The sequence below is a fragment of the Rhodococcus sp. NPDC080181 genome (genome assembly GCF_040702225.1).
In the GTDB taxonomy this organism is placed as follows: Bacteria; Actinomycetota; Actinomycetes; order Mycobacteriales; family Mycobacteriaceae; genus Rhodococcoides; species Rhodococcoides fascians.
In genome coordinates, this window is record NZ_JBFBKN010000006.1 from 79140 (window position 1) to 101820 (window position 22681).

Genomic DNA, 22681 nt, shown 5'->3' on the forward strand with positions numbered 1-22681 from the left:
CCTGCAAGATGAAGCGCCAGTTCAGGATTGGAGTCGGCGGGCCAGATATGATCCCGTTCTGCTGTTCGGGGACACCGCCACTTCGGCGGGAGTGCCGGTGGCGACCACGGTGCCCCCGTTGTCGCCGCCGCCGGGACCGAGGTCGATGACCCAGTCTGCGGAGGCTACGGCATCCAGGTCGTGTTCGACCATCACCACGGTGTTGCCCGCGTCGACGAGCAGGTGCAATTGACGCATGAGCAGGGCGACATCGGAGGGGTGCAGCCCTGCTGTCGGTTCGTCCAGTAGGTAGAGGGCAGTGCCGCGGCGAGTGCGCTGCAATTCGGTGGCAATTTTGATGCGCTGCGCTTCTCCGCCGCTCAACTCGGTCGCGGGTTGACCGAGCCGAAGGTAGCCCAGCCCGATATCGCGCAAAGTCTCCAGACTGCGGGATGCTCCCGTGACATCGGCGAAGAACATCGCAGCCTCGTCCACCGACATGCCCAATACCTGGGCAATTGTATTGTCGCGCCAGGTGATTTCGAGAGTTTCCGGGGTGAACCGGGCACCGTGGCAGGTGGGGCACGGGCCATAGGTGCCGGGAAGGAACAACAGCTCCACCTCGACGAAACCGTCGCCCTGGCACGTGGGGCATCGTCCGTCGGCGACGTTGAAGGAGAACCGTCCGGGTGCCCATCCTCGAGCCTTGGCCTCATCGGTGGCGGCAAACAGTTTGCGGACGATGTCGAACATTCCGACGTAGGTGGCCAGTGTCGATCGTGGAGTGCGGCCGATGGGACGCTGATCCACCCGGACCAGTCGGGTGAACGTCTCGATTCCGGAGACCTCGGCCACGTCGACTTCGATCTGCGCGTCATCGTCCTCGTCTGCCGCGGTCTCGAGGCGGTGGCGCGCCACCTCGAACAAGACCTGGCTGACGAGCGTCGACTTCCCCGAACCCGACACACCCGTCACCGCCGTCAGCACCCCGTGTGGGAACTTCGCCGTCAACTCGCGCAGATTGTGCCGGGTTACTCCGGTCAGAGTCAGCCATCCGTCGGTGGGCCGCGGCTCACGCTGCAGAGATTCCCCTCGCCCGAAGAGATGCTTGCTGGTTACCGACTCCTCGATCTCTTCCAAGCCGTAGACGGGGCCGCTGTACAGAACCCGGCCGCCGCCCTCGCCCGCCGCGGGCCCGATATCGACCACCCAGTCGGCACGGCGGACCACATCCATGTCATGTTCGACGACGAAAAGAGAGTTGCCCGACGCCTTCAGCTGGTCCAGAACGTCGAGCAGTGGCTCGGCATCCGCGGGATGCAGCCCCGCGGAGGGTTCGTCCAACACGTACACCACCCCGAAGAGACCGGAACGGAGCTGAGTGGCGATCCGCAACCGCTGCGTCTCGCCAGGCGACAGAGTCGTCGAGTTTCGCCCGAGCGCCAGATAGCCCAAACCCAACTCGAGCAACACGTCGATTCTGGCCAGCAGGTCGGCGGTGATGCGCACCGCCACTTCAGCGGCCTCCCCCGACTGTTCGGATACCGGGCGCAGTACTGCGGCAAGTTCTGTCAGCGATAGCGCATTGATCTCGGCGATCGAGTGGCCGGCGATGGTGACGTCCAGCGCATCTTCGCGCAGTCCACTGCCGGAGCACTTCGGGCAGCGGACGGTTTCGGTGAACTGCAGCGCGCGGTCCCGCATGCGCTCGCTGTTCGAGTCCGCCAGAACGTGCATCACGTGACTCCGGGCGCTCCAGAACTTGCCCTCGTAACTGTGGTCGACGCGGCCTTCTTCGGGCTCGATGAACACCTTGGGGTGCTCCTCGGTGAACAGAAGCCAGTCTCGGTCCTTCTTCTTCAGCGTGCGCCACGGCGCGTCGATGTCGATACCCATGCCGCTGACGATGCTGCGCAGATTCGCGCCCTGCCAGGCGCCCGGCCACGCCGCGATCGCTCCCTCCCGAATGCTCAAAGAGGGGTCGGGAACGAGCAGTTCCGTTGTCACATCGTGGAAGTCGCCCAACCCACCGCATCGTGGGCAGGCACCGGCGACGGTATTCGGTGAGAACGCTTCGGCCGCGAGCAGCGGAACACCGTCAGGATAGGTACCGGCCCGCGAATACAGCATGCGCAGCAGGTTGGACATCGTGGTGATGGTGCCGACGCTCGAGCGTGAACTGGGCGAACCCCGGCGTTGCTGCAACGCAACGGCCGGTGGAAGGCCGGTGATGGAGGCGACATGGGGTGCGCCCACCTGCTGAAGCAGTCGCCGCGCGTAGGGGGCAACAGACTCGAAGTAGCGTCGCTGCGCTTCGGCGTACAACGTGCTGAAAGCCAGTGACGACTTCCCGGACCCCGAGACCCCTGTGAACGCGACGAAGGCATTGCGGGGTATGTCGACATCGACCGCTGCCAGGTTGTGCTCGGTAGCACCGCGCACTCGGACATACCCGTCCCACGTTGAGTCCGTCACCGACCGAGCCTAACTGGTCCCTATCGGATCAGAACGATATTCTGGACGTTAGTTCCGCAGTGCAATTGTTTTGCAAATCAATGGCAAGGGACTGTGTTTTCATTTCACTTGTGACCGCACACAGTGCCTGTATAGAACTGCTCGGCACACCGACAGTTCGCGGCACACGCGTTGTCGACCCGCGAGCCATCGGCGGGACGCGCTGCGTCGAAGCCCTCGCTACTTGACGGTGCGCGAGGCACCACGTAATGCCTACGGCAGCAGCCAAAGTCCAGCACATTCTGGCCAAGCTCCGACCTGAGCAGGGACTGTGCCCCGGATCGAACTCGACCCGACACTCCGGAGACTCATGTCGTGCCGGATCCGTCGAGTTCCAGGGCCAGTTCCATGCATCGCAGTCGTGCAGGGGAAAAGTCGTAGGGCATCATCCGGACGGTCTCGGCAAGGCTTGTCGACCCGCACGCCGAACCGGCGTCGGCGGGCGGGGGGTGCAACTCGTCCCACGCGTCGAATCGGCCGTCGTCTGCTTGCGCCAGGCCGGAGCTGTCGATGACCGTGCGAAGTGCGGTCTCGAAGGCGTGCCGTTCCGCAGCCACCTCTGCCACGCGAGGGTCGTCGACGGCTACCGTGTCGTCGAGCGCCTCTTCGGCGGCGTCGACTCGGTCAGAAGCCTCCCGCAGGTCCGGGCGGGCGGCCAGGGCGATGAACCGCGACGCCTGGACGGACGCGCCGAGCTCGCCGAAGATCCGCTCGGTCACGAGCAGGGTGTCCAGGTCGTCCTGGCGCAGGGCCCCCTCGCGCAGGCCTGCGAGGCGGTCGCCCACGACATCGGAGAGCAGGCCCAACCTGCTCCCCCGAGCTCGCATGCGCTGCACAGCTTTCCGTTGCTGCTCGAGTTCGGCCTGCCTGGCAACGAGGGACCCTTCGAGCCGATCAAGGATGCGCGCGATGTCGCTGTCGGCGGTACCGGGCGCATCCGCCAAGGCGTCGCGGATATCGTCGAGAGCAATGCCGGCCTCGGCCATCCGGCGGATCCACAACAGCCGGATCATCTCGTCGTAGCCATAGCGGCGGCGGTCGTCGCTCCCCCGCTCGGGCTCCGGGATCAGGCCGATCTGGTGGTAGTGACGGATCGCTCGCGGCGTGGTGCCGACGAACGCCGCGGCACCCCCGATCGTGACTTGGCGCGGCGGGATGAAGGACGAGAACATGTGCGAGCCTTCCTCATTGGGCGGAATACGCTCACTGCACCACATGACCCTACGGAAGGTGCAACTCCCTACCTGATTTCGCGCGTCGGGCAACACCGCACCGAAGTCTGAAATCGCCCTCCACCGTTGCCAGAACAGCAAACTTTCTTGCGTATCTGTCCATCGTCGTCGATCCTGTGAAGGACACCGAACGAGATGGAGATGCCTGACAATGACTTCGACCACAAACAACGACTCGGATCACACAGGCGATGTTGTCGTCACGGAGGGCAGACATGAGCCCTTCTCGGCCGCTATGGAAGCTCTTGTGGCCGAGCGCGTTCTCGGAGATCGCCGCCACGGCGTTTCCATCTGACGACAGAAGGCAGCTCTGCTCGCCGGCGCGACTACCGGCCGACGCTTGCGCCGAGCAACCACTCGTCCGGGGCGAACAATTCGCAATGGACACGCGACTTGTCGACCCCACAGTCGACGAGTTGCGATGTGACGGCCCGCACGAAACCGCCACCGCCGCAGACGAAGAACGTCGCACCCTGAGGAATTTCGACAAGAGTGAGATCCAACCGCCCATGGTGTGCATCGGCCACATCGCCGGGCTCCTCGTACCAGAGTTCGAGGACGGCGTTCGGCAAGGCGTCGACCAGTTGTCGCTGACGGGCCCGAAGCGGATGGTCGGCGGGGCTACGGTCTGCGTGGACAACCAACACCTCGGATTGCGTACCCGACAGAGCGAGATGTTCGAGAATCCCGTTCATCGGCGTGATGCCGATGCCGGCCGAGATCAATACGGCGGACCCCGCAGAGATGTCGGCTGTCGGCAGATCACCGAACGGGATGCTGATGTCGATGAGGTCTCCCGGGCGTAGCGTGCTCGAGATCCAGTTCGACACTTCGCCTGCCGGGCAGCCACCGCTGGCGACGACAGGCTTGACGGCGAACGTCAATTCGCCTGTGTCACTGCCGGAGATGAGGCTGTACTGGCGGATCTGTCGCGCGCCGTCGGGCAGAGTCACTCCGACCGAGACGTACCCACCCGGGTGCTCCTTGCGAAGCTCGGGCCAGTCGCCGGTCACACCGATCACCACTACCCCGGACGGATCTTCGGTGCGCGTAGTGACGATTCCGCGGTGAAAGACCTGTCCCGCAACCACTCCCGCGCTCTCGTAAAGGCGGTTCTCGAGATCGACGAGAGTGTCGGCCATCATCCAATACACCCGGTCCCAGGCTTCGGCGACTTCGGTCGACACTGTCTCGGCACCGAGTACGTCGACGATCGCAGCGAAGAGGTGCTCGTACACGATCGAGTACTGGTCGGCGGTAATTCCGAGAGATGCGTGCTTGTGTCCGATCCGGGACAGCATTTCGTCCGGGTGCGGCAGCGTCGGGTCCACCAGATGGGTGGCGTACGTCGCGATCGACGCGGCCAGAGCTCGTTGCTGCGCTCCCTGTGCCTGATTCCCGCGGTTGAACAGATTTCGCAGCAGCTCCGGTCGTGCGGCGAACATGCGCGCATAGAAGTTTGTTGTGATGGCGTCGATATTGGCACCCACCAACGGCAACGTCGCTCTGACCACGTCGACGTGATCGGGTTGGAGCTCGTGATCGACAGTGAGGGGACCGAACGTGGACATAGGTATTCCTTCCAATGGACCACCGAAATCGAAATGGCAGGTCAGGGTGAGGGAAAAGCGACCATTGCGAGTGGAATGGTCGGGGACGCGGCTAGATCGTCGATCGTGTAGCGGTCGAGTTCGCCATAGAACGCTTCCTTGGCGACGGCCAAGGCATGCCGCAATCGGCAGGCGGCAAGAAGTGGGCAGGGCCGGTCCCCTACGCACTCGACAACTTCGCGATCGCCTTCGAGCTGACGGATCAGGTGGCCCACCGATATCGATCGGCCCGTGTCGGTGAGGAAGAGCCCGCCGGTGCGGCCGCGCTGCGCACGAACGCAGCCCAATCCGACCAAGCGTGTAATCGCTTTCGCAACATGGTGTTCGGACGCGTTGACTCGAACTGCAATGGCTCCAGTGGTCATCCGGGGACCGTCCGGGCCGGCGGCTGCCAGCAACATCATCGCCCGTAGGGCCAGATCGCTGAAGCGAGTCAGTTGCATGTCTACGACGGTACTCAATCCCGTACACCCGATGCGGGTTTTGGAGCGTGGGTTCAAACACCACGATCCGTGCGGTTTTTACACCTGGACATTCCTCACAACTCCGAGGCCAATTCTTCGATAATTCGCGCTGCCGGGTCAGCGGAAGCGCTGCGGTGCCCGGCACCGGCCCACAGGTTGATGCCGTGAGGCTCGGCACTCGGCCTTCGCACTGCCCGCCGTCATCGGGGCAGGCGTGACCGTACTGGCACCAGCAAGTCGATCGGTCGGACGTGGCTCAGCTACAGCGGCGGCGCTTATTGGAGCGGATCCGCTCGCCGGCCGAAGAAGAAGTATGCGATCGGACCGAAGAAGTTGACGCATATGACCGCGGCCCACAGCCGCTTGCTGCCACTAACCTGCCCGCTACTACGTCGCGCAAGATCGAGCCAAGCGGCCAAAGCCATTGCCACCTGAACAGTGCCGAGAACGACGATGCCGCGGCGGCGGCGTTCGCTTATGCCTTCCTCGGCTTCGGCTTCGACTTTCTCACATCGTGCATCGTTCTCCTGCGCACCTGCAGACAGCCACGATGGATCGCGTGGTGCGTTCACAGCCGCACTCGGACAGGTTCGTGGACAACCTGTTCCAGGTCTTGCGCACTGCATTCGAGCAGCTGATGAGCGAGATCCGACAGTGCTCGTGCGACGGCAAGCTCGTCGCCTATCTCGGGGACCATCGGGTCCTCGGGGCTCTTTCGCGCCAGCCATACACCGGTGAGCTTCGTGTCGTCGCGAGTATGCAACCGCGCCAGGGCACGTGTCTTGTCGTCGTGTTCGTCGATGGTGATTTCGACCGACCAAGTGTGTTCTTCCATGACATGGGCCTTTCTCGACGGGGCTTCATAGGTGCTCTGTTTCGTCACGGGCCCGGTCATCGTCCGTCGCGGCAGATCATGACGGGACAGTGCGCGTGGTGAACAAGATTGGCACCGGTAGACCCCAGCACCAGCGAGGCGATCGATCCGCGTCCGTGGCTGCCCACGATGGCGAGCTGCGACTGCGCGGAGAGATCCACGAGTGTGTGCGAAGCATTCCCCTGGCGCAGTTCGCGATTGATCTGCACATCCGGGTATTTCTCGGCCCATCCGGCCAAGCTCTCGGACAGGAGTGCTGCCTCCTCCCGTTCATAGGCCGGCCAGTCGACGAAATACGGAAGTGCGACTCCGCCGGCTTTGGAAGCAGGGCTCCAGGAGTGAACGGCAACGAGCGCAACACCCAACGCCGACGCCACCTCGAATGCGTGTCCGACGGCGGACTCACTCGCAGCGCTACCGTCGACTCCGACGACGACAGGCGCGTCGAACGTCGAGCGGCCCTCCCGCCATACGACGACCGGGCAGTCCGCATTGTGAGCGACTGCTTTTGCCGTACTTCCCAGCAAGAACGAACTGACGGCACCGGAGCCCAAATTTCCCACCACCACCAGTCGCGCCGTATGTGAGCACTCTCTCAGCAATGCGGCGGCAGACATGACGACGACTTCGGTACTCACAGCAAGGTCGGGATGGATACCGACCAAAGACTCGGACAGGTCGTCGACGATCTTCCGGGCGTTCTCCTTCTGCTGATTCCACACCTCGACGGGCACGGCAATGGCCTCCTCGGCCATGTAGAACGTGGGCTCTCGGACCGCGCTCACGATGTGCAGCGGGGAATGCAATCGGGCCGCCATCTCCGCCGCCCACCGTGCTGCAGCGTCACTGCTCTCCGAACCGTCCACTCCGACGACGACTCGCTGACGATTGGCCAGAACCATGGTGTCCACTCCGATCTGCGATGGGCGAATGTCCGACAGGATTTTCGGCCACTCCGTGCGGACTCATCGGTACGCAGTCCCATTGCATCCCAGGTGGATCGGGCAACCCAGGGTATTACGTCCCCGATTGTCAGGACCTTCGATCGACCCGGCGAGCGGTGCGGACCGTCGTGCCGAATTCGAGGACTTCGGCACCGTGCGACAGGTCCGAAGCCTCTGGTCCGGTTCGACCCGACCCCAGAGGATCGATGCATGACCACTGCGATCGACCATCGAAAGAATCTCACGGTTGTCGGCGTCGACGGCTCCGTGTCGGCTCTGAACGCTGTCCGTTGGGCTGCCACCGACGTAGTCGGCCGAGACACCACACTGTTACTCGTCTATGCCGGTGTCGATCTGGACATCACGCGCACCGCAGCACTGGACTCGAACAGTGGCACCGCGTCGGGTGCGCGTGCTCGCGCGCGGTCCGCGCTGGCCGCCGCCCGCGTCATAACGCTGTCGATCCTGGGCGACGACGCCGATGTGGAGACCGTGCTGGATCCCGGCCCACCCAACGAGGTATTGAACGGGTACTCGGACACAGCTCGGATACTCGTGCTGGGTTCTCGTCGAAAGGGATCCGTAGCGCGTGCAGTACTGGGCTCGGTCAGTACCGATGTCGCCACTCACGCACGATGTCCCATTGCTGTTGTCCCGCAGAGTTTCACAGGAACAGCAGCAGAGTCCGCCACCGGCCCCACGGTGGTGGGCGTCGACTGTTCGTCCAACGACGATGCAGTACTCGACGTTGCCTTCGATCAGGCATCACGACTCGGCGTCCCCTTGCTTGCCGTGCATGCGTACGAGTCCTTGCAACCGCGAACCGGGTTCGCCCGCTCCATCGACCTGGGGCCCCGCATGCGTGGCGATTCTGCTCCACAGCGGTGGATCGATCACCTCGTTGCCTCGTGGTCCGAGAAGTATCCCGACGTCGAAGTCACGGCTCACGCTGCACACGACCGACCGTCACATGCGCTCCTCGAGTACGCATCCCAATCCCACGCGCAACTCATCGTGCTCGGGGCCAGGAGCCGTGGTGCGATCTCACCGCTGTTCGGCGGATCGACCAGCCGTGCGGTACTCCATCGAGCCGATATACCGGTCGTCATCGTCCCTGCATGCAAAGGCAAACTGCAGTAACGGCCCTGTGGCAGCACGCCGAAATACCGGCTCTGCCCGAGGAGCAACGCGCGGACGTGTTGACCTTCACCGAGAACGCGACTACGACACAAAGGCTTTCGCCATCTACGACCGAGGAAGTTCATGGATCGGTGCCAAACACGGCGATCGAGGACCTCGGCCCCTCCGAGTGGGGACGTTCGACGACAGCACCGGGTACCGCGTGATCGATAGGGTCGCTTACCGAACCGGAACGAAACGGAGAAGGCATGAAAACATCGAAGGTCCAGGCAATCGTCGACCGCACCCTGCCCGACTGCTCTCCGTATCCTCAGACCACCAACAACACGGCGTGCGCCGCCATCGAACAGTTCGACGAGGGGTCGCCGAACTTGGTGGTCCGTGTGGAGGAGGTGGGAGCACGACACTGGTGGATGGCCTTGCTGGCAACGCTGGCAAGTCAATCGGGAAACGCCTACATGCGCTTTGTCGGTGTCGTCGACGAGAAATCCGTGTATTTCAGCGACACGTTCCCAGTGCCCCGAATCTGGGGATCCATTCCGCCACAGGAACAGTGGCACCGGGCATGACTCGGTGCCTTCACAAACTCTGCCGAGAGATCGAGGACGCGGCTTGCGGCTGCACGAGAACACGATCGATCCCTGGTCGCTTTCGTACGAGCGCACCTCACCTCCGCCCGCGCGCGGGCTCAGTCGAGCTACGTGCTGAGCTACGAAACGTCGAGCATCGACGCCTCTGCGCTCGAAACCGACGAGCGGAAAGGTCCGCTGCAGTTCACCCCATCGTCACCACGAACGTCATGACGACGGCGAAGACGACGGTCGGCAAAGCCATGGCCGCAAGAAACCCGAGACCGAAGCGATGCCCACCTGAAGTGAAGGCCAGCACGCTCTTGACCAGCAGATTCGATCCGAGCGCAGCGGCGATTGCCTGCAGCGCGCTGTCGACCGTGATGGTGCCTTTCGCAGCCAGGCTCGCCGCCCCGAGAGCACCGGCGTGAGCATCGGCGAGACCCGCCGCAGCTGCGGCGAGCACCGCTCCCCGCGAACCCAGAACGTCAGCACCCCATCGGCCGACGAAGAGGGCGAAGACGAGAACAGCAGCCAACACGAGTGCCGGCCGCAACGAAAACGGCCGCGCCGCGGTATTCGGCTCGACGCCTACGCTTATCACCTCAGCGTCTCGGGGAGCCACTGAGGCACCGCGGTAGACGATGGCAGCGACTACAACGAGCACCATGGCACCCGCAACCACCGGGGGCCACAGTCGCCGAAGAACGTCTGGCTCGACGAAACCGATGACGACGAGCAACTGTATGAAGGTGGCAAGGCTGGCAACGAGCGCCCCGGCGAGCGGTGCCCGCATCTCATCGGCCGTCCGGCTCAGCCGGCCCATCGACGCAGTTGTCGCACTTGCGGATACGAATCCGCCGGCCAGACCCGTGACGAGCAGACCGCGCTGTGGCCCAAGCGTCCGGACGCCGATGTATCCGATCCACCCGATACCGGTGAGCAGAACGACGAGGAGCCATACCTTGGCCGGGTTGAGCACGCCGTAGGGTCCGATTTCGCGATCAGGTAACAACGGCAGGATGACAAATGCCGCCCCGAGGAACTTGATGGCGTCTTCGAGTTCGATCTCGCTGACCATCTGACGGGCGAAGCGATGAATGCGAGACTTCGACATCAGCAGTCCGGCCACGATCACGGCAAGGGCGACGGCTACCGACGGGTCGGTATAGGCGAGGGCGCCGAGCAGATAGGCCACCAACGCGGCTATCTCGGTAGTAGTCCCTGCGTCCTGCTCGCTGGTGCGGAGATAGGCAAGCGCCATGAGCAGCCCCACGACGACGATGCCGGCTGAGACTGCCCAGATGTCGAAGCCGGCGGCGACGGCTCCAGCAAGAGACAGCAGCGCGAACGAACGCGACCCGGCCGGGAGCGTGCGGATATGGCTGCGTTCACGCTCGAACCCGAGCAGCAGTCCGATGGCGAGCGCCACCAGGAAGGGTTCGACGTCCATCCAGCTCACGACTGTTTCACCGATCATGCACTACCGGAACGGATTTGCCGCACCGCGCACCTTCTGACGCTCGAGTCGTCGGCGGATCCCGCGGTCGGATCGAATTCGCATCCACGGCCGGTCACGACGTCAGCTCTCAGCGCCGCAGTAGGTCACGATCCCATTGTCCGCAACTACACAGTGGAAGAGACAGGGCGGAAAGTCCCTCACGCGTATGACTCACGTCATCGCCCGAGGTGCGATCCGTCAACGTTCCGACATCACCGAACGATTGGTAGAGAGCACCATCTGTACCGTGTTCTGTCCGCTCCACTCGGACTTCGAACGGGATCCGAATCCGAGATAGCCCGCACCGATCCGGCCGTGCTCAGCGGTGAGAACCTGCCGACCGGAATAACCATTCCGAGCTCCCCGTTCGCCGTCGGCGTCATCTCACTGCTACTGGGCTACATCTCGTAGTCGTTGGTGGGCGCACTCGATCACGCGGAGCTGCTCCAAAGCGGTGCCATCGCGCTCCCACTCGATTGGAAGCGTGATGTCTCGGGCAATTGCACGGTGCCCGCGATCCGCTTCGCGACGGCGGGCGGAATGTACGGCTCGACAGCCACCGACCGGCCGTCCGCGGGGATGGTTGCGGCAACCGTTGCAGTAGATGCTCGGGCTGGTCGGAAGTCTGTAACGGGCAACTCGGAGCAGGTCGCCGACGTGGCTGCAACATGAGGCCGTGCTGGACTGGCGTTCCGGACGAGACGATGCGCAAAATGCAATTTACGTGGGCGACTTCGGAGATTGTTCCGTCGGGGCGTAGCTCTCGGGCGCTTAGGCCGACATGCACGCGAAACCTGTTTAAGCACAACCGTTTTATGACCGGACCCGAGATGTCGCGGGTATCGACGAGGTCAGTCATATCAAGTTGTGACAGCCTCGTGACATCGAGCCCCACGCGAAGACGACGATTGAACACATAAACCAGCCCTGAGCTGCACGAATGCGAAGATACGGCGGTGATGAAGAAGGATCCCGCGCGGATCTGAAATCCGCTGCCTCAGTAGTCCACTCAGATCCGTGGCGGGCCGCCGAAGTCCACGCTACCACCCGAAAACCGCTGTCCTGGTCCAGAAATCTGGATCCATATGGACTTCGGTGCCCCCAGTCGGACTCGAACCGACACTGTGCGGATTTTAAGTCCGCTGCCTCTGCCAATTGGGCTATAGGGGCCACCGCTGGCCTCTCGCTCCAGCGGTGACGATCATATCGGGCTGCTATTGCGCCGGGATGACCGGCGGCACGAAATCGAAGGTCATACCGAGGAGCCACACCAGCAGCAGGACCACCGGGAAGTGAAAGATGAACTGCAGGAACGTAAACCCGATCAGATCCCGTGCTCGCAGACCCAGAACCGCCAGCAGGGGTAGCATGAAGAACGGGTTGATCAGGTTCGGCAGCGCCTCCGCGACGTTGTAGATCTGGACGGTCCACCCCAGGTTCATCTGCACATCGGTGGCCGACTGCATCACGTACGGCGCTTCGACGAGCCACTTGCCACCGCCGGAGGGGACGAAGAGTCCGAGTACGACCGTGTACACCGCGATGACCACGGCGAATCCGCCGCCACTGCCGATGTCGGTGAAGAAATTCGCGAGGTGTTCGGAGATCGTGACGCCTCCCCTGCCTTCCGCTTTGGTCAGCATGGCGGCCATCGCGGCGTACAGCGGGAACTGCACCAGGATGCCGGCAGTCGCGGGGACGGCTTTACTGACGGAATCGAGGAAGCGCCGCGGGGTGCCGTGCAGCACGAGCCCGAGCATCAGGAACACCAAGAGATAGCCGTTGAGACTGCTGACCACCGACAGCACCGGCAGCGTCAATAGCTGCGAGACAAGCCATCCCAGCGTCATCGCGCCGGCGAAGAGCGGAAGGATGCGGCTGTACTCGAGCCACTCCCCCGGCCTGGTGCGCGGTGCCGGCTCCGCGACGGTGTCGTCGAGATCGACCTCCATGTCGGCGGCAGTCTTGATCGCGGCACCCTTCGGAGCAGACACGTGTGCGATGACGACCGTCAACACGATGATGATGACGCACATCAGCAACGACTGCCACGTGAAGATGGTGGTACCGAAGTCGAGGACACCCGTGATCGAAAGCAGTGTCGCCGGAAGCGAACTGGCCGTCGCCTGCAGCTGAGCAGCAGAGGACGACATGCCGAGCGCCCAGACCGCGCCGAGGCCCATGAACGCGGCAGCACCCAGAGCCCGATAGTCCGTCCGCAGATCGTCACGGCGCGCGATGGCACGGGCCAGTAGACCGGCGAACACCAGACTCAGACCCCAGTTGAGGAACGAGACCGAACAGGACAGCAGTGCAACGAAACTGACTGCGCTACTTGAACTCTTGGGCACTTGCGCCAATCGGGTGATCAATCTGGCGACCGGCGGAGAGGTTGCCACCACGTACCCGGTGAGAACGACCATTGCCATCTGCAGAGTGAAGGCAGTCAGGTCCCAGAATCCGTTACCGAATGCGTCGACCACATTCTGCGGAGACGACCCGTTGGCGAAGGCAGCAACAGCAACGACCACCACGCCGACGAGGGCGAAGATGTACGCGTCGGGAAACCATTTCTCGGTTCCCTTGGCGAGCGCTTGCGCTACGCGCGCCAGACCTTTCTCGGCCGGGGCCTGCTGGGCGGGTGTCGTCATCGGTGGTCCTAGCCTCGTCGGGAGCAGTGACGTGAGCCACAGCGCCTATCAGGCTTCACCGAAACACGAAGCGATGCAACCTACATCGCCGCAGACCGGGTCTGCAGAATTGCAGATCAGATCTTGATCGACATCGCGATGCCGTCGAGGATGTCGTGCTCACTGACCGTCAACGAGCTGACAGCCCCGCGTCGCTCGAATTCTTCGGCCAGCACACTGCAGACGATCGCTCCGCCGCCGATGACGTCGACCCGTCCGGGATGCATGGGCCCCAACGCACTTCGCTGCGTGTGGGTCATACCGATGAGCCGCTCGCACACCTCGAAGAGCTGATCGAACGGCACTCGCGACAAGTGCACCGCGTCTGCGTCGTACTCGGGTAGTTCCTTGGCGATGGCCGCGATGGTCGTCATCGTGCCGGCCACACCCACCCAGCTCGACGCGTCGCCGATCGAGACGTCCTCGAATGCCTCCGCCAACTTCTCGCGGGCGTACTCACGCGCACCGTTGATCTCGTCTGCGGTGGGAGGGTCCGAATGCAGGAACCGTTCGGTGAGACGCACGCAGCCGATGTTCGCCGAGAACGCCGCTTTCACGCCTTTGGCGTCGCCCAGTACGAGTTCGGTGGAACCGCCACCCAGATCGACGACCAGGAAAGGCCCTGCGGCAGAATCGAGTTCACCGACCGCACCGGCAAAGGACAACCGTGCTTCTTCGTCTCCGGTGATCACCTCGGCCTCGGCACCGGGAATGACCTTGCCGAGTACCTCACGCACCATCGAGAAGAAATCCTCCCGATTCGACGCATCACGGGTGGCGGACGTGGCGACCATGCGCACCGCGGTGGCCCCGGTCTTACGGATGATCTCCGCATACTCCACCAACGCAACACGGGTGCGCTCGATAGCCTCGGGCACGAAGGCTCCGGTCGCGTCGACGCCTTGCCCCAAGCGCACGACCCGCATCTCACGAGCGACGTCAGCAAGGGTCTTACCGTTGTTGTCTGCGACGAGCAGGCGGATGGAGTTGGTGCCGCAATCGATCGCTGCAACCCTGGTCATGATTTCTCCGCACGTAGTTCTTCGATGGTCGGCCAATCGGCCGGAATAGCTTTGCCGCGCAACGAGTTCTCGGCTGCCAATGCCACCGACTCGTCGCCGAGGGGATTGACTCCTGGCCCCTTGGCCAACGAATGCGCGATCAACACGTGCAGGCACTTGACGCGGTCGGGCATGCCGCCGCCGGTGAAATCCGTTCCGAGAGATTCGATCTCGTTGCGCTCAGCCAGGTACGACTCGTGTGCACGCAAATAGGCGGCAGCCAATTCCGGATCGGTGCCCAAGCGTTCCGTCATCTCACGCATGACTCCGGCCGATTCCTGCCGACTGGCTTCCGCCGTCAATCGCGGGTCGGTCAAGTAGTACAGGGTGGGAAACGGAGTACCGTCGGGCAACTTCGGGGCAGTTTTCACCACACCCGGCCTGCCGTCCGGAGATCGATACGCGATTTCGAGTACGCCACGCGGTTCACGTCCGAGCTGCGATGCGACCGCATCGAGATCTTCCTGCGAGACTGCCGAGGAATTCACCCGACGGGTCCCCCTTCTGGTTCTGGCACCGGCGGGGCCGGAGCGGGTTCTGGCTGCACTACGGGCATGGGTGCGGACGTGGGCTCCGACGGCTCGTCCGATCCCTGCGGCTGCACCGCGGTGTTCCACAGGTCGGTGTACCACGGCCCGGTCGGGATGTTGTCCACCTCGAGATCCTTGGAGCTCGGCGAGTAGTCGCCGGGGAGCTGCACCTGATACGGCGTCTCCCCCGGCATGACGAACCGCAGCCGCTCGCGAGCATCGGCGGCGATGCGGGACGGTTCGTTGAGCTGAGATTTCTGGGTCTCGAGCGCGTCCACCTCGTCCTGCAGGGTCTGACGCTCGGCCAACACGGACTCGAGCTCACCGCGCTGCGAGAAGTAGGTCCGGAGCGGCACGGCCAGCGTCAACGCCAACGCGCACACCACGACACCGAGAATGACTGCGCGTCCGGTGGACAGCCCGAAGAACGTTCGCTCGGGCATCTTGGGTCTACGAACACCGACACGTCTGGGAGCGGCTTTGCCACCCACCACGGCGTCACGCGCCTGATCCGACGGCTCCGGTGGAGTGGCCGGCCGGCCGGAGGCGGTCTCGTCGCGAGACGCACCCCCGGTCGGCTTCGAGCGATTCGGAGAGGACGGACGGCCGCGGGGTCGGGGATCCCGTCCACCTGGACTGGTCCCGGACCTCCCGCGTCGTGCCATCATTCACTCTCCACTTCGTGCATACGTATCGGTTGACTCAGCCCTCGTAATTGAACCGGGGGAAAGCCAGCTCGCCTGCGTAACGCGCCGCGTCACCCAGAGCTTCTTCGATTCGCAGCAACTGGTTGTACTTGGCGACGCGCTCGCTTCGGGCGGGGGCACCGGTCTTGATCTGCCCGCTGCCGACGGCAACTGCCAGGTCAGCGATGGTGGTGTCCTCGGTTTCGCCGGAACGGTGGCTCATCATCGTCTTGTAGCCGTTGCGGTGCGCCAGATCCACTGCATCGAGGGTCTCGGTCAGCGTGCCGATCTGGTTGACCTTGACCAGCAGTGCGTTGGCCGCGCCCTTGACGATGCCGTCTTCGAGACGCTCGGGGTTGGTGACGAACAGGTCGTCGCCGACGAGCTGAACCTTGTCACCGATCGATTCGGTGAGTGCGACCCAGCCGTCCCAGTCGTTCTCGTCGAGCGGATCCTCGATGGAGACCAGCGGGTAGGCGTCGACGAGCTCGCCGTAGAAGGCCGACATCTGCTCGGCGGACTTGGTCTCACGCTCGAAGGCGTAGCCGGTGCCCGCGGTGTAGAACTCGGTGGCTGCCACGTCGAGGGCGAGCGCGACATCCTGGCCGGGCTTGAGACCGGTCTTGCCGATGGCCTCGAGGATCAGGTCGAGAGCTGCCTTGGTTCCGGCGAGATCGGGAGCGAAGCCGCCCTCGTCGCCGAGGCCGGTGGACAGGCCCTTGGCCTTGAGCACTGCCTTGAGTGCGTGGTAGACCTCGGCACCCCAGCGCAGCGACTCCTTGAACGTGGCCGCACCGATCGGCGCGATCATGAATTCCTGGACGTCGACGCCACTGTCTGCGTGTGCGCCACCGTTGATGATGTTCATCATCGGCACCGGCAGGATGTGGGCGTTCGGGCCACCGAGGTAGCGGAAGAGCTCGAGTCCGGTGGACTCCGCAGCAGCCTTGGCGACGGCGAGCGAAACACCCAGCAGGGAGTTCGCGCCGAGGCGGGACTTGTCGGGAGTGCCGTCGAGGTCCAGGAGGGCCTGGTCGACGGTGCGCTGCTCGATGGCGTCGAGGCCGATGACGGCGGGTGCAATCTCGTCGAGCACCGCGTTGACGGCCTTCTCGACGCCCTTGCCGCCGTAGCGGTCTCCGCCGTCACGAAGCTCGACGGCCTCGTGCTCACCGGTGGATGCGCCGGAGGGAACGGCTGCACGGGTCAACGTCCCGTCGTCCAATGCGACCTCGACCTCAACCGTGGGGTTGCCACGGGAATCGAGGATCTCGCGAGCTCCGACCTGCTCAATGATGGCCACGAATGCTTCTCCTAGTAACGGGGACCGGCGGACTGTGCCGGGTGCAAGACTAGCCGCTGTTGCATGGTGCCCGCGATGCACGGAGTTTCTACGGCCTGGTGCCCACCGAGTACGCGGCCGCTCGATCTCGCACGTCACGCAGATACTGGCCCGAGAGGTTGTACGCCATCAACGCGCTCTCCCACCCCTGCGCCGTCCGCAGATCACCGCCGCGCGCGCAGAGATAACGCGCAGCCGTCAGAGCGGCGTCGTCGATGTTGTCCGGATCTGCGATGCCGTCGCCGTTGGCGTCGACACCCCATTTCTTCCACGTCTCGGGGATGAACTGCATGGGTCCCATCGCACGATCGAACTCGGCATCGCCGTCCATCGATCCGCCGTCGGTGTCCGGGATCTCGGCGACGCCCGGGCCGCCGTCGAGTGGGATTCCGCGAATCGGCGGTGCGACGAGTCCGTCGGGTTGCACGGAAGATCCCTGGTAGGTGCCGTGCCGACTCTCGATGTACCCGATCCCGGCCAGTGTCGTCCAGGCGATGCCGCAGTCCGCGTCGGTCTCAGCCATGATCGCGGCAGCGTGCCCGTACGACGCGAGTGCGGTCACCGAGATACCGAGCGCATCGGTCTGCGGCTCTGCCCAGGCAATGAGCAGATCGGCCGTTCGGCCGGGGGCATTGAAGTCGATGATCGGCACCTCCGTGCCCGGGCCGGGCGGAATGCCCTCGGGAATCTCACGCTTCGGCTCGCTGGCTCCACATGCGGTGAGCGCAAGGAGTACCGATGCGGTGGCGAGCACGCAGATTCGTGAGATCACCTCACCATCCTGCACACGGAAGGTAATAGAAAGCTAAAGACCGATAAAACCCCAGTACAACGTGCATAAGGACCAGGTTGCAGGGTGTATGTTTCTGTCAACCTTCACGCATGAGGGTCGCCTACCCTTCGCGAGGCAAGGCGTACCAATGTTCGACGCACAACAGGAGCACCATCCGTGTCCGTACTGGCTGCCGCAGGATCTGCGCCGTCGATCGCCACCCAGATGTTCGGCAGCGGTCTGATCGGTCTTCGCGAGGGTCTCGAGACCGGCATCGTGGTGATGATTCTCGTGGCGTTCCTCGTCAAAGCGAACCGACGCGACGCCCTCAAGTGGGTGTGGCTGGGAGTCGGCCTGGCCGTCGCGATGGTGGCGGCGATCTTCTTCGTGATCCACTACGGCACGTCCACCGTCACCGGACTGACGGCCGAGATCATCGCGGGAGCAGCCTCGCTGGTCGCCGTCGTCATCGTCACGGCCATGGTCCTGTGGATGCGCACCGCCGCCAAGAACATCTCCGGCGAGCTGCGGGCGAACATGGAGAAAGCTCTCACCGTCGGGCCTGCGGCAGTGCTGACGCTCTCGTTCTTCGCCGTCGGCCGTGAGGGCGTCGAGACGGCACTGCTCATGGTCGGGTACGCCGAGAACACCAACGGCAGCCTGTGGCCGCTGCTCGGACTTCTACTCGGCATCGTCGTCGCCGCAGTACTGACGGTGTTCCTGTACTTCGGCGCGGTGCGCATCAACTTTGCCGTGTTCTTCAAGTACACCGGCATCTTCCTTATCGTGGTCGCCGCCGGAATCCTGGCCTACGGCATCCGCGCCCTGCAGATCGGCGGAGTCCTACCCGGTGGCAGCGCTGTCGCCTTCGACATCACCGCACACTTCGATGCCTCGAGCTGGTACGGCACCGTGCTCGCCGGCATCTTCAACTTCCGCCCCGAACCCACTGTCTTCCAAGCGATCGCGTGGGTGCTGTACATCGTCGTCGTGTTGTTCCTCTTCCTCCGCCCGGTCCGCGTTCCCGCGGCTCCCGAGCCTGTACTTCAGAACTCCTGAAAGGCACCACCACCATGCGTCGTACCACTTACGCTCTGGCCGCGGTCGCGGTTCTACCGATGGCCCTGGCCGGATGCACCGAGAAGTCCTCGACCGAGGCCGCGTCGGGCGATATCGCCGTCACGGCCACCGACTCGTCCTGCGACGTCGGTGCAACCGAGGGCACCACCGGAAACTCCACGTTCCAGATCACCAACAACGGCAGCAAGGTCACCGAGTTCTACGTCTACGGCGAGGGCGACCGAGTCATGGGCGAGGTCGAGAACATCGGACCGGGTCTCACGCGTCAGCTCATCGTCGCTCTGCCCGACCCCGGCACGTACCAAACCGCCTGCAAGGCAGGCATGGTGGGCGACGGCGTCCGCGCCGATTTCGTCGTGACCGGCGATTCGGTTCGCCAGACGGACGAGGACGGCTTGCTCACCGAGGCGGCTGCGGGCTACAAGCGCTACGTCGTCAGTCAGATCGACGCGTTGCAAGAGACCACGACGTCGTTCGTCACCGCGGTCAAGAGCGGCGACGTGGCCGCCGCCAAGGCCCAGTTCCCCATCGCGCGTAGCTATTACGAGCGCATCGAGCCGGTTGCCGAGAGCTTCCCGGACGATCTCGATCCGCGCATCGACCTGCGTGAGCCCGACGTCGAGCCCGGCGCGGAGTGGACCGGCTTCCACCGCATCGAGAAGGACCTGTGGACGCAGGGACTGCAGCCCGACACCAACGCGATGGCCGATCAGCTCGAGGCCGACATCACCGAACTCGCAGACAAGATCAAGGCCGACGACTTCACCATCGACCCCGTCCAGGTCGCCGGTGGCGCACAGGGATTGCTCGACGAGGTCGCCAAGACCAAGATCAGCGGTGAAGAGGACTTCTTCTCGCACACCGATCTGTGGGACTTCCAGGCCAACGTCGACGGCTCGCAGGCAGCCATCGCGGCCGTGCGTCCGATCCTCGACGAGCGCAACGCCGAACTGGGCACCGCGATCGACGCCCGCTTCGCAGAACTCGACGCCGAACTCGCCAAGTACCGCAGCGGCGACGGCTTCGTCTTCTACGACACCGTGACCGAACCGCAGCGACAGGAACTGTCGAACAAGATCGACGCACTGTCCGCCGAAGTGAGCCAGGTGCAGGGTGTCGTTGCCGGACAGTAAGACTGGACAGTTCTCCCGGCGGCGTCTGTTCGGTGCCGTCGGGACCGGGGCTGCACTCGTCGGAGTCGGGGCCATCGCGGGACACGCGACGGCCTCGGGCGCAGAGGTGCCGACGTCGGACGTCGTCGAGTTCCGCGGCGACCATCAGGCCGGCATCGTCACTCCGGCACAGGACCGCATGCACTTCGTCGCGTTCGACGTCACGACGGACTCTCGCGAGGATTTCGTTGCGCTGCTGAAGAAGTGGACCCTGATGGCCGAGCGGTTGGTGCATGGCGAGGAGACGTTCGACGGTGGAGCTGTCGACGGCGGCCAGTACAACCCGCCTACGGACACCGGCGAGGCTCTCGGCCTGACGGCATCGTCGCTGACGCTGACGATCGGGTTCGGTCCGGCACTGTTCGACCGATTCGATCTGGCCTCCAAAAGGCCTACGTCGCTTGCCGATCTGCAGCATTTTCCGGCCGACAACCTCGATCCCCGACGCTCCGGCGGAGACCTGTGCATCCAGGCCTGCGCCGACGACCCGCAGGTTGCCGTGCACGCCATTCGCAACCTCGCCCGCGTCGGGTTCGGCACGGTTTCGGTCAAGTGGTCTCAGCTGGGCTTCGGACGCACCTCGTCCACCTCGACCACCCAGGACACCCCGCGAAACCTGTTCGGCTTCAAGGACGGGACCGCCAACCTCAAGGCCGAGGACCCGTCTTTGCTGGACGAGAACGTCTGGGTTGCCCCTGACGACGATCAGGAATGGATGGCAGGTGGCTCCTACCTCGTGGCCCGCCGTATCCGCATGCTCATCGAATCGTGGGACCGCACCACGCTGAAGGAACAAGAGCGAGTGATCGGGCGCAGCAAGGGATCCGGCGCACCGCTCGGTCAGAAGGACGAATTCGACGCACTCGATTTCGAGTCACAGGGACCCGAGGGCACCTTCATCGACAAGACCGCACACGTGCGTCTGGCGTCGAAGGAAAACCTCGGCGGCGTCCAGATCCTGCGTCGGGGATACAACTTCACCGACGGATCGGACGGCTTCGGCCACCTCGACGCCGGACTGTTCTTCATCGCCTACTGCCGCGATCCCCTGACCCAATTCGTCCCGATGCAGTTGGCCCTGTCTCGCAAGGACGCACTGAACGAATACATCCAACACGTCGGGTCTGCGGTATTCGCGTGCCCACCCGGCGTCGGAGAATCCGAATACTGGGGTTCGACGCTGTTCGAGTGATTCGAACGCCGGCCCCACCCCGTCCGCGTGAAGGGCGCACTGCATACGTCTGCGCGGTGTGCAATGGTCCATTGACGCGGGCGGGCGGGCGGTGAGTTCGTGCACGCGGTTCGGTCTACACCGTCGTATGTTTTCGTCATCGACATCGGGAGCACATATGGGTCAGCTGGTTCGGGTACAGAATTTCACCGTCTCGAGCGACGGAATCGCGGCGGGCAAGGACCAGAGCTTGGAGAGCCCGTTCGGTCTCGACCATCTGGCACTGATGAGGTGGTACTTCGCCACCGCCAGCTTTCCCGGGAACGCCGGTTCGAGCGGTAGCCGCGGACTCGACGACTACTTCGCCCGCGATTTCGCCCACAACATCGGTGCCGAGATCATGGGCCGACACAAGTTCGGGCCACAACGCGGACCGTGGGCCGATCACGAGTGGCAGGGCTGGTGGGGTGACGAGCCGCCGTTCCACACGCCCGTCTTCGTGCTTACCCACCACGAACGGCCGTCGATCACGCTCTCCGACACAACGTTTCACTTCGTCGACGGTGAGCCCGCCGACGTACTGAAACAGGCGAAGGAGGCGGCCGACGGGAAGGACGTGCGACTCGGCGGTGGCGTCACGAGTATCCGCGAATTCCTCGACGCCGATCTGGTCGACACCATGCACATCGCCGTCGCACCCATCGAATTCGGCTCGGGCCTGAAGCTGTGGGATTCACCCGACGAATTCAACGACAGATTCGAGCACGAAGTTGTCCCGAGTAGCAGCGGTATGACTCATCACCTGTTCTGGCGTAGGTAGCCGGGCCGGATCACTGCGCCTTTGTTGCACTCTGACCGACTGAAACCCACATTGATCCCAAACCGAGGGACGAGGAATGCCCCCCAGCGCGAGTATTGGGGCAAGTGAGAACAACTCAGGCGGAGTCGGCGTCGGAGGGGAAATCCGATGCCGACATTCCGAGGTGCTCGATGTGGTAGACGGCCTCGTCGAGCAGCATCGCGACGTGGTTGTCGTACAGGCGATAGATGACGCTTCGGCCCGAGCGTGTACCGGTGACCAGTCCCATGGCGCGTAACAACCGGAGCTGATGAGATACCGCCGACTGTTCCATTTCCACTGCGTCGGCCAAATCGTTGACCCCACTCGGCCCCTGCCGTAGCTGCGTCAGAATGCGCAGTCGACTCGGCGTGGCCAGAGCCTGGAGGGTCGCGGCCACCGTGGCGGCAGATTCGGCATCGAGCTGCGCAGGTGGCGTGCTGCGTCCCTCGACTCCATGTCCCATGCGACAACTATAGTTTATGTACACATGTAAAGGTCTTCATGTAATC

At 63.8% G+C, this 22681-nt stretch carries 22 protein-coding genes and 1 tRNA gene; 7 read left to right on the plus strand and 16 right to left on the minus strand.

The features are described from left to right. Positions 1-21: 21 nt before the first annotated feature. A complete protein-coding gene (locus AB0O58_RS09240) occupies positions 22-2454 on the minus strand; it encodes an excinuclease ABC subunit UvrA (RefSeq protein WP_206498295.1) in 2433 nt (810 codons plus the stop codon). Positions 2455-2801: 347 nt separating this feature from the next. After that, complete coding sequence (locus AB0O58_RS09245; protein ID WP_206498296.1) at positions 2802-3665, minus strand: MerR family transcriptional regulator; 864 nt, start codon at positions 3663-3665, stop codon at positions 2802-2804. A gap of 211 nt (positions 3666-3876) precedes the next feature. On the opposite strand from AB0O58_RS09245, the gene AB0O58_RS09250 reads away from it, so the two are divergent. After that, positions 3877-4020, plus strand: coding sequence for a hypothetical protein (locus AB0O58_RS09250; protein ID WP_155289472.1), 144 nt, complete (start codon positions 3877-3879; stop codon positions 4018-4020). Between the two features lie 31 nt (positions 4021-4051). Here the strand turns inward: AB0O58_RS09250 and AB0O58_RS09255 are convergent, their stop codons facing one another. The 5 genes from AB0O58_RS09255 to AB0O58_RS09275 form a co-directional block, all read right to left on the minus strand. After that, on the minus strand, positions 4052-5296 hold the full coding sequence (locus AB0O58_RS09255) for a globin domain-containing protein (RefSeq protein ID WP_032373005.1): 1245 nt from the start codon (positions 5294-5296) through the stop codon (positions 4052-4054). Positions 5297-5337: 41 nt separating this feature from the next. Beyond that, positions 5338-5778 carry an Rrf2 family transcriptional regulator gene (locus AB0O58_RS09260; RefSeq protein ID WP_027496129.1) on the minus strand — a complete coding sequence of 147 codons (441 nt, stop codon included), beginning with the start codon at positions 5776-5778 and terminating at the stop codon, positions 5338-5340. Between the two features lie 296 nt (positions 5779-6074). Further along, positions 6075-6371: a PLD nuclease N-terminal domain-containing protein gene (locus tag AB0O58_RS09265; protein ID WP_308051278.1), complete on the minus strand. Its 297-nt coding sequence runs from the start codon at positions 6369-6371 to the stop codon at positions 6075-6077. Further along, positions 6368-6634 (minus strand): DUF1876 domain-containing protein, encoded by a 267-nt coding sequence (locus tag AB0O58_RS09270; RefSeq protein WP_206498299.1) that lies wholly within the window; start codon positions 6632-6634, stop codon positions 6368-6370. The genes AB0O58_RS09265 and AB0O58_RS09270 overlap by 4 nt, the downstream gene beginning before the upstream one ends. A 56-nt stretch (positions 6635-6690) precedes the next feature. Further along, positions 6691-7575, minus strand: coding sequence for a universal stress protein (locus tag AB0O58_RS09275; protein ID WP_366238132.1), 885 nt, complete (start codon positions 7573-7575; stop codon positions 6691-6693). A gap of 252 nt (positions 7576-7827) precedes the next feature. Here AB0O58_RS09275 and AB0O58_RS09280 point away from each other — a divergent pair, with 252 nt between their 5' ends. Together AB0O58_RS09280 and AB0O58_RS09285 are read left to right on the plus strand one after the other, a co-directional pair. After that, positions 7828-8757 carry a universal stress protein gene (locus tag AB0O58_RS09280; RefSeq protein WP_366238133.1) on the plus strand — a complete coding sequence of 310 codons (930 nt, stop codon included), beginning with the start codon at positions 7828-7830 and terminating at the stop codon, positions 8755-8757. Between the two features lie 248 nt (positions 8758-9005). Beyond that, positions 9006-9326, plus strand: coding sequence for a hypothetical protein (locus AB0O58_RS09285; RefSeq protein WP_230593555.1), 321 nt, complete (start codon positions 9006-9008; stop codon positions 9324-9326). Positions 9327-9531: 205 nt separating this feature from the next. Here AB0O58_RS09285 and AB0O58_RS09290 read toward each other — a convergent pair whose 3' ends face one another. The 8 genes from AB0O58_RS09290 to AB0O58_RS09325 all read right to left on the minus strand — a co-directional run bounded on the left by AB0O58_RS09290 (position 9532) and on the right by AB0O58_RS09325 (position 17908). Next, positions 9532-10806, minus strand: coding sequence for a DUF4010 domain-containing protein (locus AB0O58_RS09290; protein ID WP_366238134.1), 1275 nt, complete (start codon positions 10804-10806; stop codon positions 9532-9534). A 1117-nt stretch (positions 10807-11923) separates the two neighbouring features. Next, positions 11924-11997: transfer RNA gene (locus AB0O58_RS09295), tRNA-Leu, on the minus strand. Between the two features lie 44 nt (positions 11998-12041). After that, the gene (locus AB0O58_RS09300; RefSeq protein ID WP_283550507.1) at positions 12042-13478 is read right to left on the minus strand and encodes a TIGR00366 family protein; all 1437 of its coding nucleotides are present in this window, start codon (positions 13476-13478) and stop codon (positions 12042-12044) included. 116 nt (positions 13479-13594) lie between these two features. Then, a complete protein-coding gene (locus tag AB0O58_RS09305) occupies positions 13595-14539 on the minus strand; it encodes a Ppx/GppA phosphatase family protein (protein ID WP_032389910.1) in 945 nt (314 codons plus the stop codon). Next, positions 14536-15066, minus strand: coding sequence for a DUF501 domain-containing protein (locus AB0O58_RS09310; RefSeq protein ID WP_032371198.1), 531 nt, complete (start codon positions 15064-15066; stop codon positions 14536-14538). Before AB0O58_RS09310 ends, AB0O58_RS09305 begins: the two co-directional genes overlap by 4 nt. Then, on the minus strand, positions 15063-15551 hold the full coding sequence (locus tag AB0O58_RS09315; protein ID WP_283550508.1) for a septum formation initiator family protein: 489 nt from the start codon (positions 15549-15551) through the stop codon (positions 15063-15065). Before AB0O58_RS09315 ends, AB0O58_RS09310 begins: the two co-directional genes overlap by 4 nt. Positions 15552-15810: 259 nt before the next feature. After that, complete coding sequence (gene eno / locus AB0O58_RS09320; RefSeq protein WP_027496113.1) at positions 15811-17097, minus strand: phosphopyruvate hydratase; 1287 nt, start codon at positions 17095-17097, stop codon at positions 15811-15813. Positions 17098-17185: 88 nt separating this feature from the next. Next, positions 17186-17908: a lytic murein transglycosylase gene (locus tag AB0O58_RS09325; RefSeq protein ID WP_283550509.1), complete on the minus strand. Its 723-nt coding sequence runs from the start codon at positions 17906-17908 to the stop codon at positions 17186-17188. Positions 17909-18085: 177 nt separating this feature from the next. Between AB0O58_RS09325 and efeU the strand changes: the two genes are divergently transcribed. The 4 genes from efeU (at position 18086) to AB0O58_RS09345 (ending at position 22151) form a co-directional block, all read left to right on the plus strand. Then, a complete protein-coding gene (efeU, locus tag AB0O58_RS09330; protein ID WP_032373011.1) occupies positions 18086-18967 on the plus strand; it encodes an iron uptake transporter permease EfeU in 882 nt (293 codons plus the stop codon). Positions 18968-18981: 14 nt separating this feature from the next. Next, positions 18982-20121 carry an iron uptake system protein EfeO gene (gene efeO / locus AB0O58_RS09335; RefSeq protein ID WP_283550510.1) on the plus strand — a complete coding sequence of 380 codons (1140 nt, stop codon included), beginning with the start codon at positions 18982-18984 and terminating at the stop codon, positions 20119-20121. Beyond that, on the plus strand, positions 20102-21352 hold the full coding sequence (efeB, locus tag AB0O58_RS09340) for an iron uptake transporter deferrochelatase/peroxidase subunit (protein ID WP_283550511.1): 1251 nt from the start codon (positions 20102-20104) through the stop codon (positions 21350-21352). The genes efeO and efeB overlap by 20 nt, the downstream gene beginning before the upstream one ends. Positions 21353-21509: 157 nt before the next feature. After that, a complete protein-coding gene (locus AB0O58_RS09345) occupies positions 21510-22151 on the plus strand; it encodes a dihydrofolate reductase family protein (protein ID WP_366238135.1) in 642 nt (213 codons plus the stop codon). A 115-nt stretch (positions 22152-22266) separates the two neighbouring features. Here AB0O58_RS09345 and AB0O58_RS09350 read toward each other — a convergent pair whose 3' ends face one another. Beyond that, entirely contained in the window at positions 22267-22635 is a 369-nt protein-coding gene (locus AB0O58_RS09350) for a metalloregulator ArsR/SmtB family transcription factor (protein ID WP_027496107.1), read from the minus strand. Positions 22636-22681 lie beyond the last annotated feature (46 nt).

What these genes read in the sequence shown, in the direction of transcription:
- AB0O58_RS09260 (WP_027496129.1), bottom strand. Translation starts at nt 5,778, where the DNA reads ATGCAACTGACTCGCTTCAGCGATCTGGCCCTACGGGCGATGATGTTG.
- AB0O58_RS09245 (WP_206498296.1), bottom strand. Translation starts at nt 3,665, where the DNA reads ATGTTCTCGTCCTTCATCCCGCCGCGCCAAGTCACGATCGGGGGTGCC.
- AB0O58_RS09300 (WP_283550507.1), bottom strand. Translation starts at nt 13,478, where the DNA reads ATGACGACACCCGCCCAGCAGGCCCCGGCCGAGAAAGGTCTGGCGCGC.
- AB0O58_RS09270 (WP_206498299.1), bottom strand. Translation starts at nt 6,634, where the DNA reads ATGGAAGAACACACTTGGTCGGTCGAAATCACCATCGACGAACACGAC.
- AB0O58_RS09275 (WP_366238132.1), bottom strand. Translation starts at nt 7,575, where the DNA reads ATGGTTCTGGCCAATCGTCAGCGAGTCGTCGTCGGAGTGGACGGTTCG.
- AB0O58_RS09305 (WP_032389910.1), bottom strand. Translation starts at nt 14,539, where the DNA reads ATGACCAGGGTTGCAGCGATCGATTGCGGCACCAACTCCATCCGCCTG.
- AB0O58_RS09280 (WP_366238133.1), top strand. Translation starts at nt 7,828, where the DNA reads ATGACCACTGCGATCGACCATCGAAAGAATCTCACGGTTGTCGGCGTC.
- AB0O58_RS09285 (WP_230593555.1), top strand. Translation starts at nt 9,006, where the DNA reads ATGAAAACATCGAAGGTCCAGGCAATCGTCGACCGCACCCTGCCCGAC.
- efeO (WP_283550510.1), top strand. Translation starts at nt 18,982, where the DNA reads ATGCGTCGTACCACTTACGCTCTGGCCGCGGTCGCGGTTCTACCGATG.
- AB0O58_RS09345 (WP_366238135.1), top strand. Translation starts at nt 21,510, where the DNA reads ATGGGTCAGCTGGTTCGGGTACAGAATTTCACCGTCTCGAGCGACGGA.
- AB0O58_RS09290 (WP_366238134.1), bottom strand. Translation starts at nt 10,806, where the DNA reads ATGATCGGTGAAACAGTCGTGAGCTGGATGGACGTCGAACCCTTCCTG.
- AB0O58_RS09350 (WP_027496107.1), bottom strand. Translation starts at nt 22,635, where the DNA reads ATGGGACATGGAGTCGAGGGACGCAGCACGCCACCTGCGCAGCTCGAT.
- AB0O58_RS09255 (WP_032373005.1), bottom strand. Translation starts at nt 5,296, where the DNA reads ATGTCCACGTTCGGTCCCCTCACTGTCGATCACGAGCTCCAACCCGAT.
- AB0O58_RS09250 (WP_155289472.1), top strand. Translation starts at nt 3,877, where the DNA reads ATGACTTCGACCACAAACAACGACTCGGATCACACAGGCGATGTTGTC.
- AB0O58_RS09315 (WP_283550508.1), bottom strand. Translation starts at nt 15,551, where the DNA reads ATGCCCGAGCGAACGTTCTTCGGGCTGTCCACCGGACGCGCAGTCATT.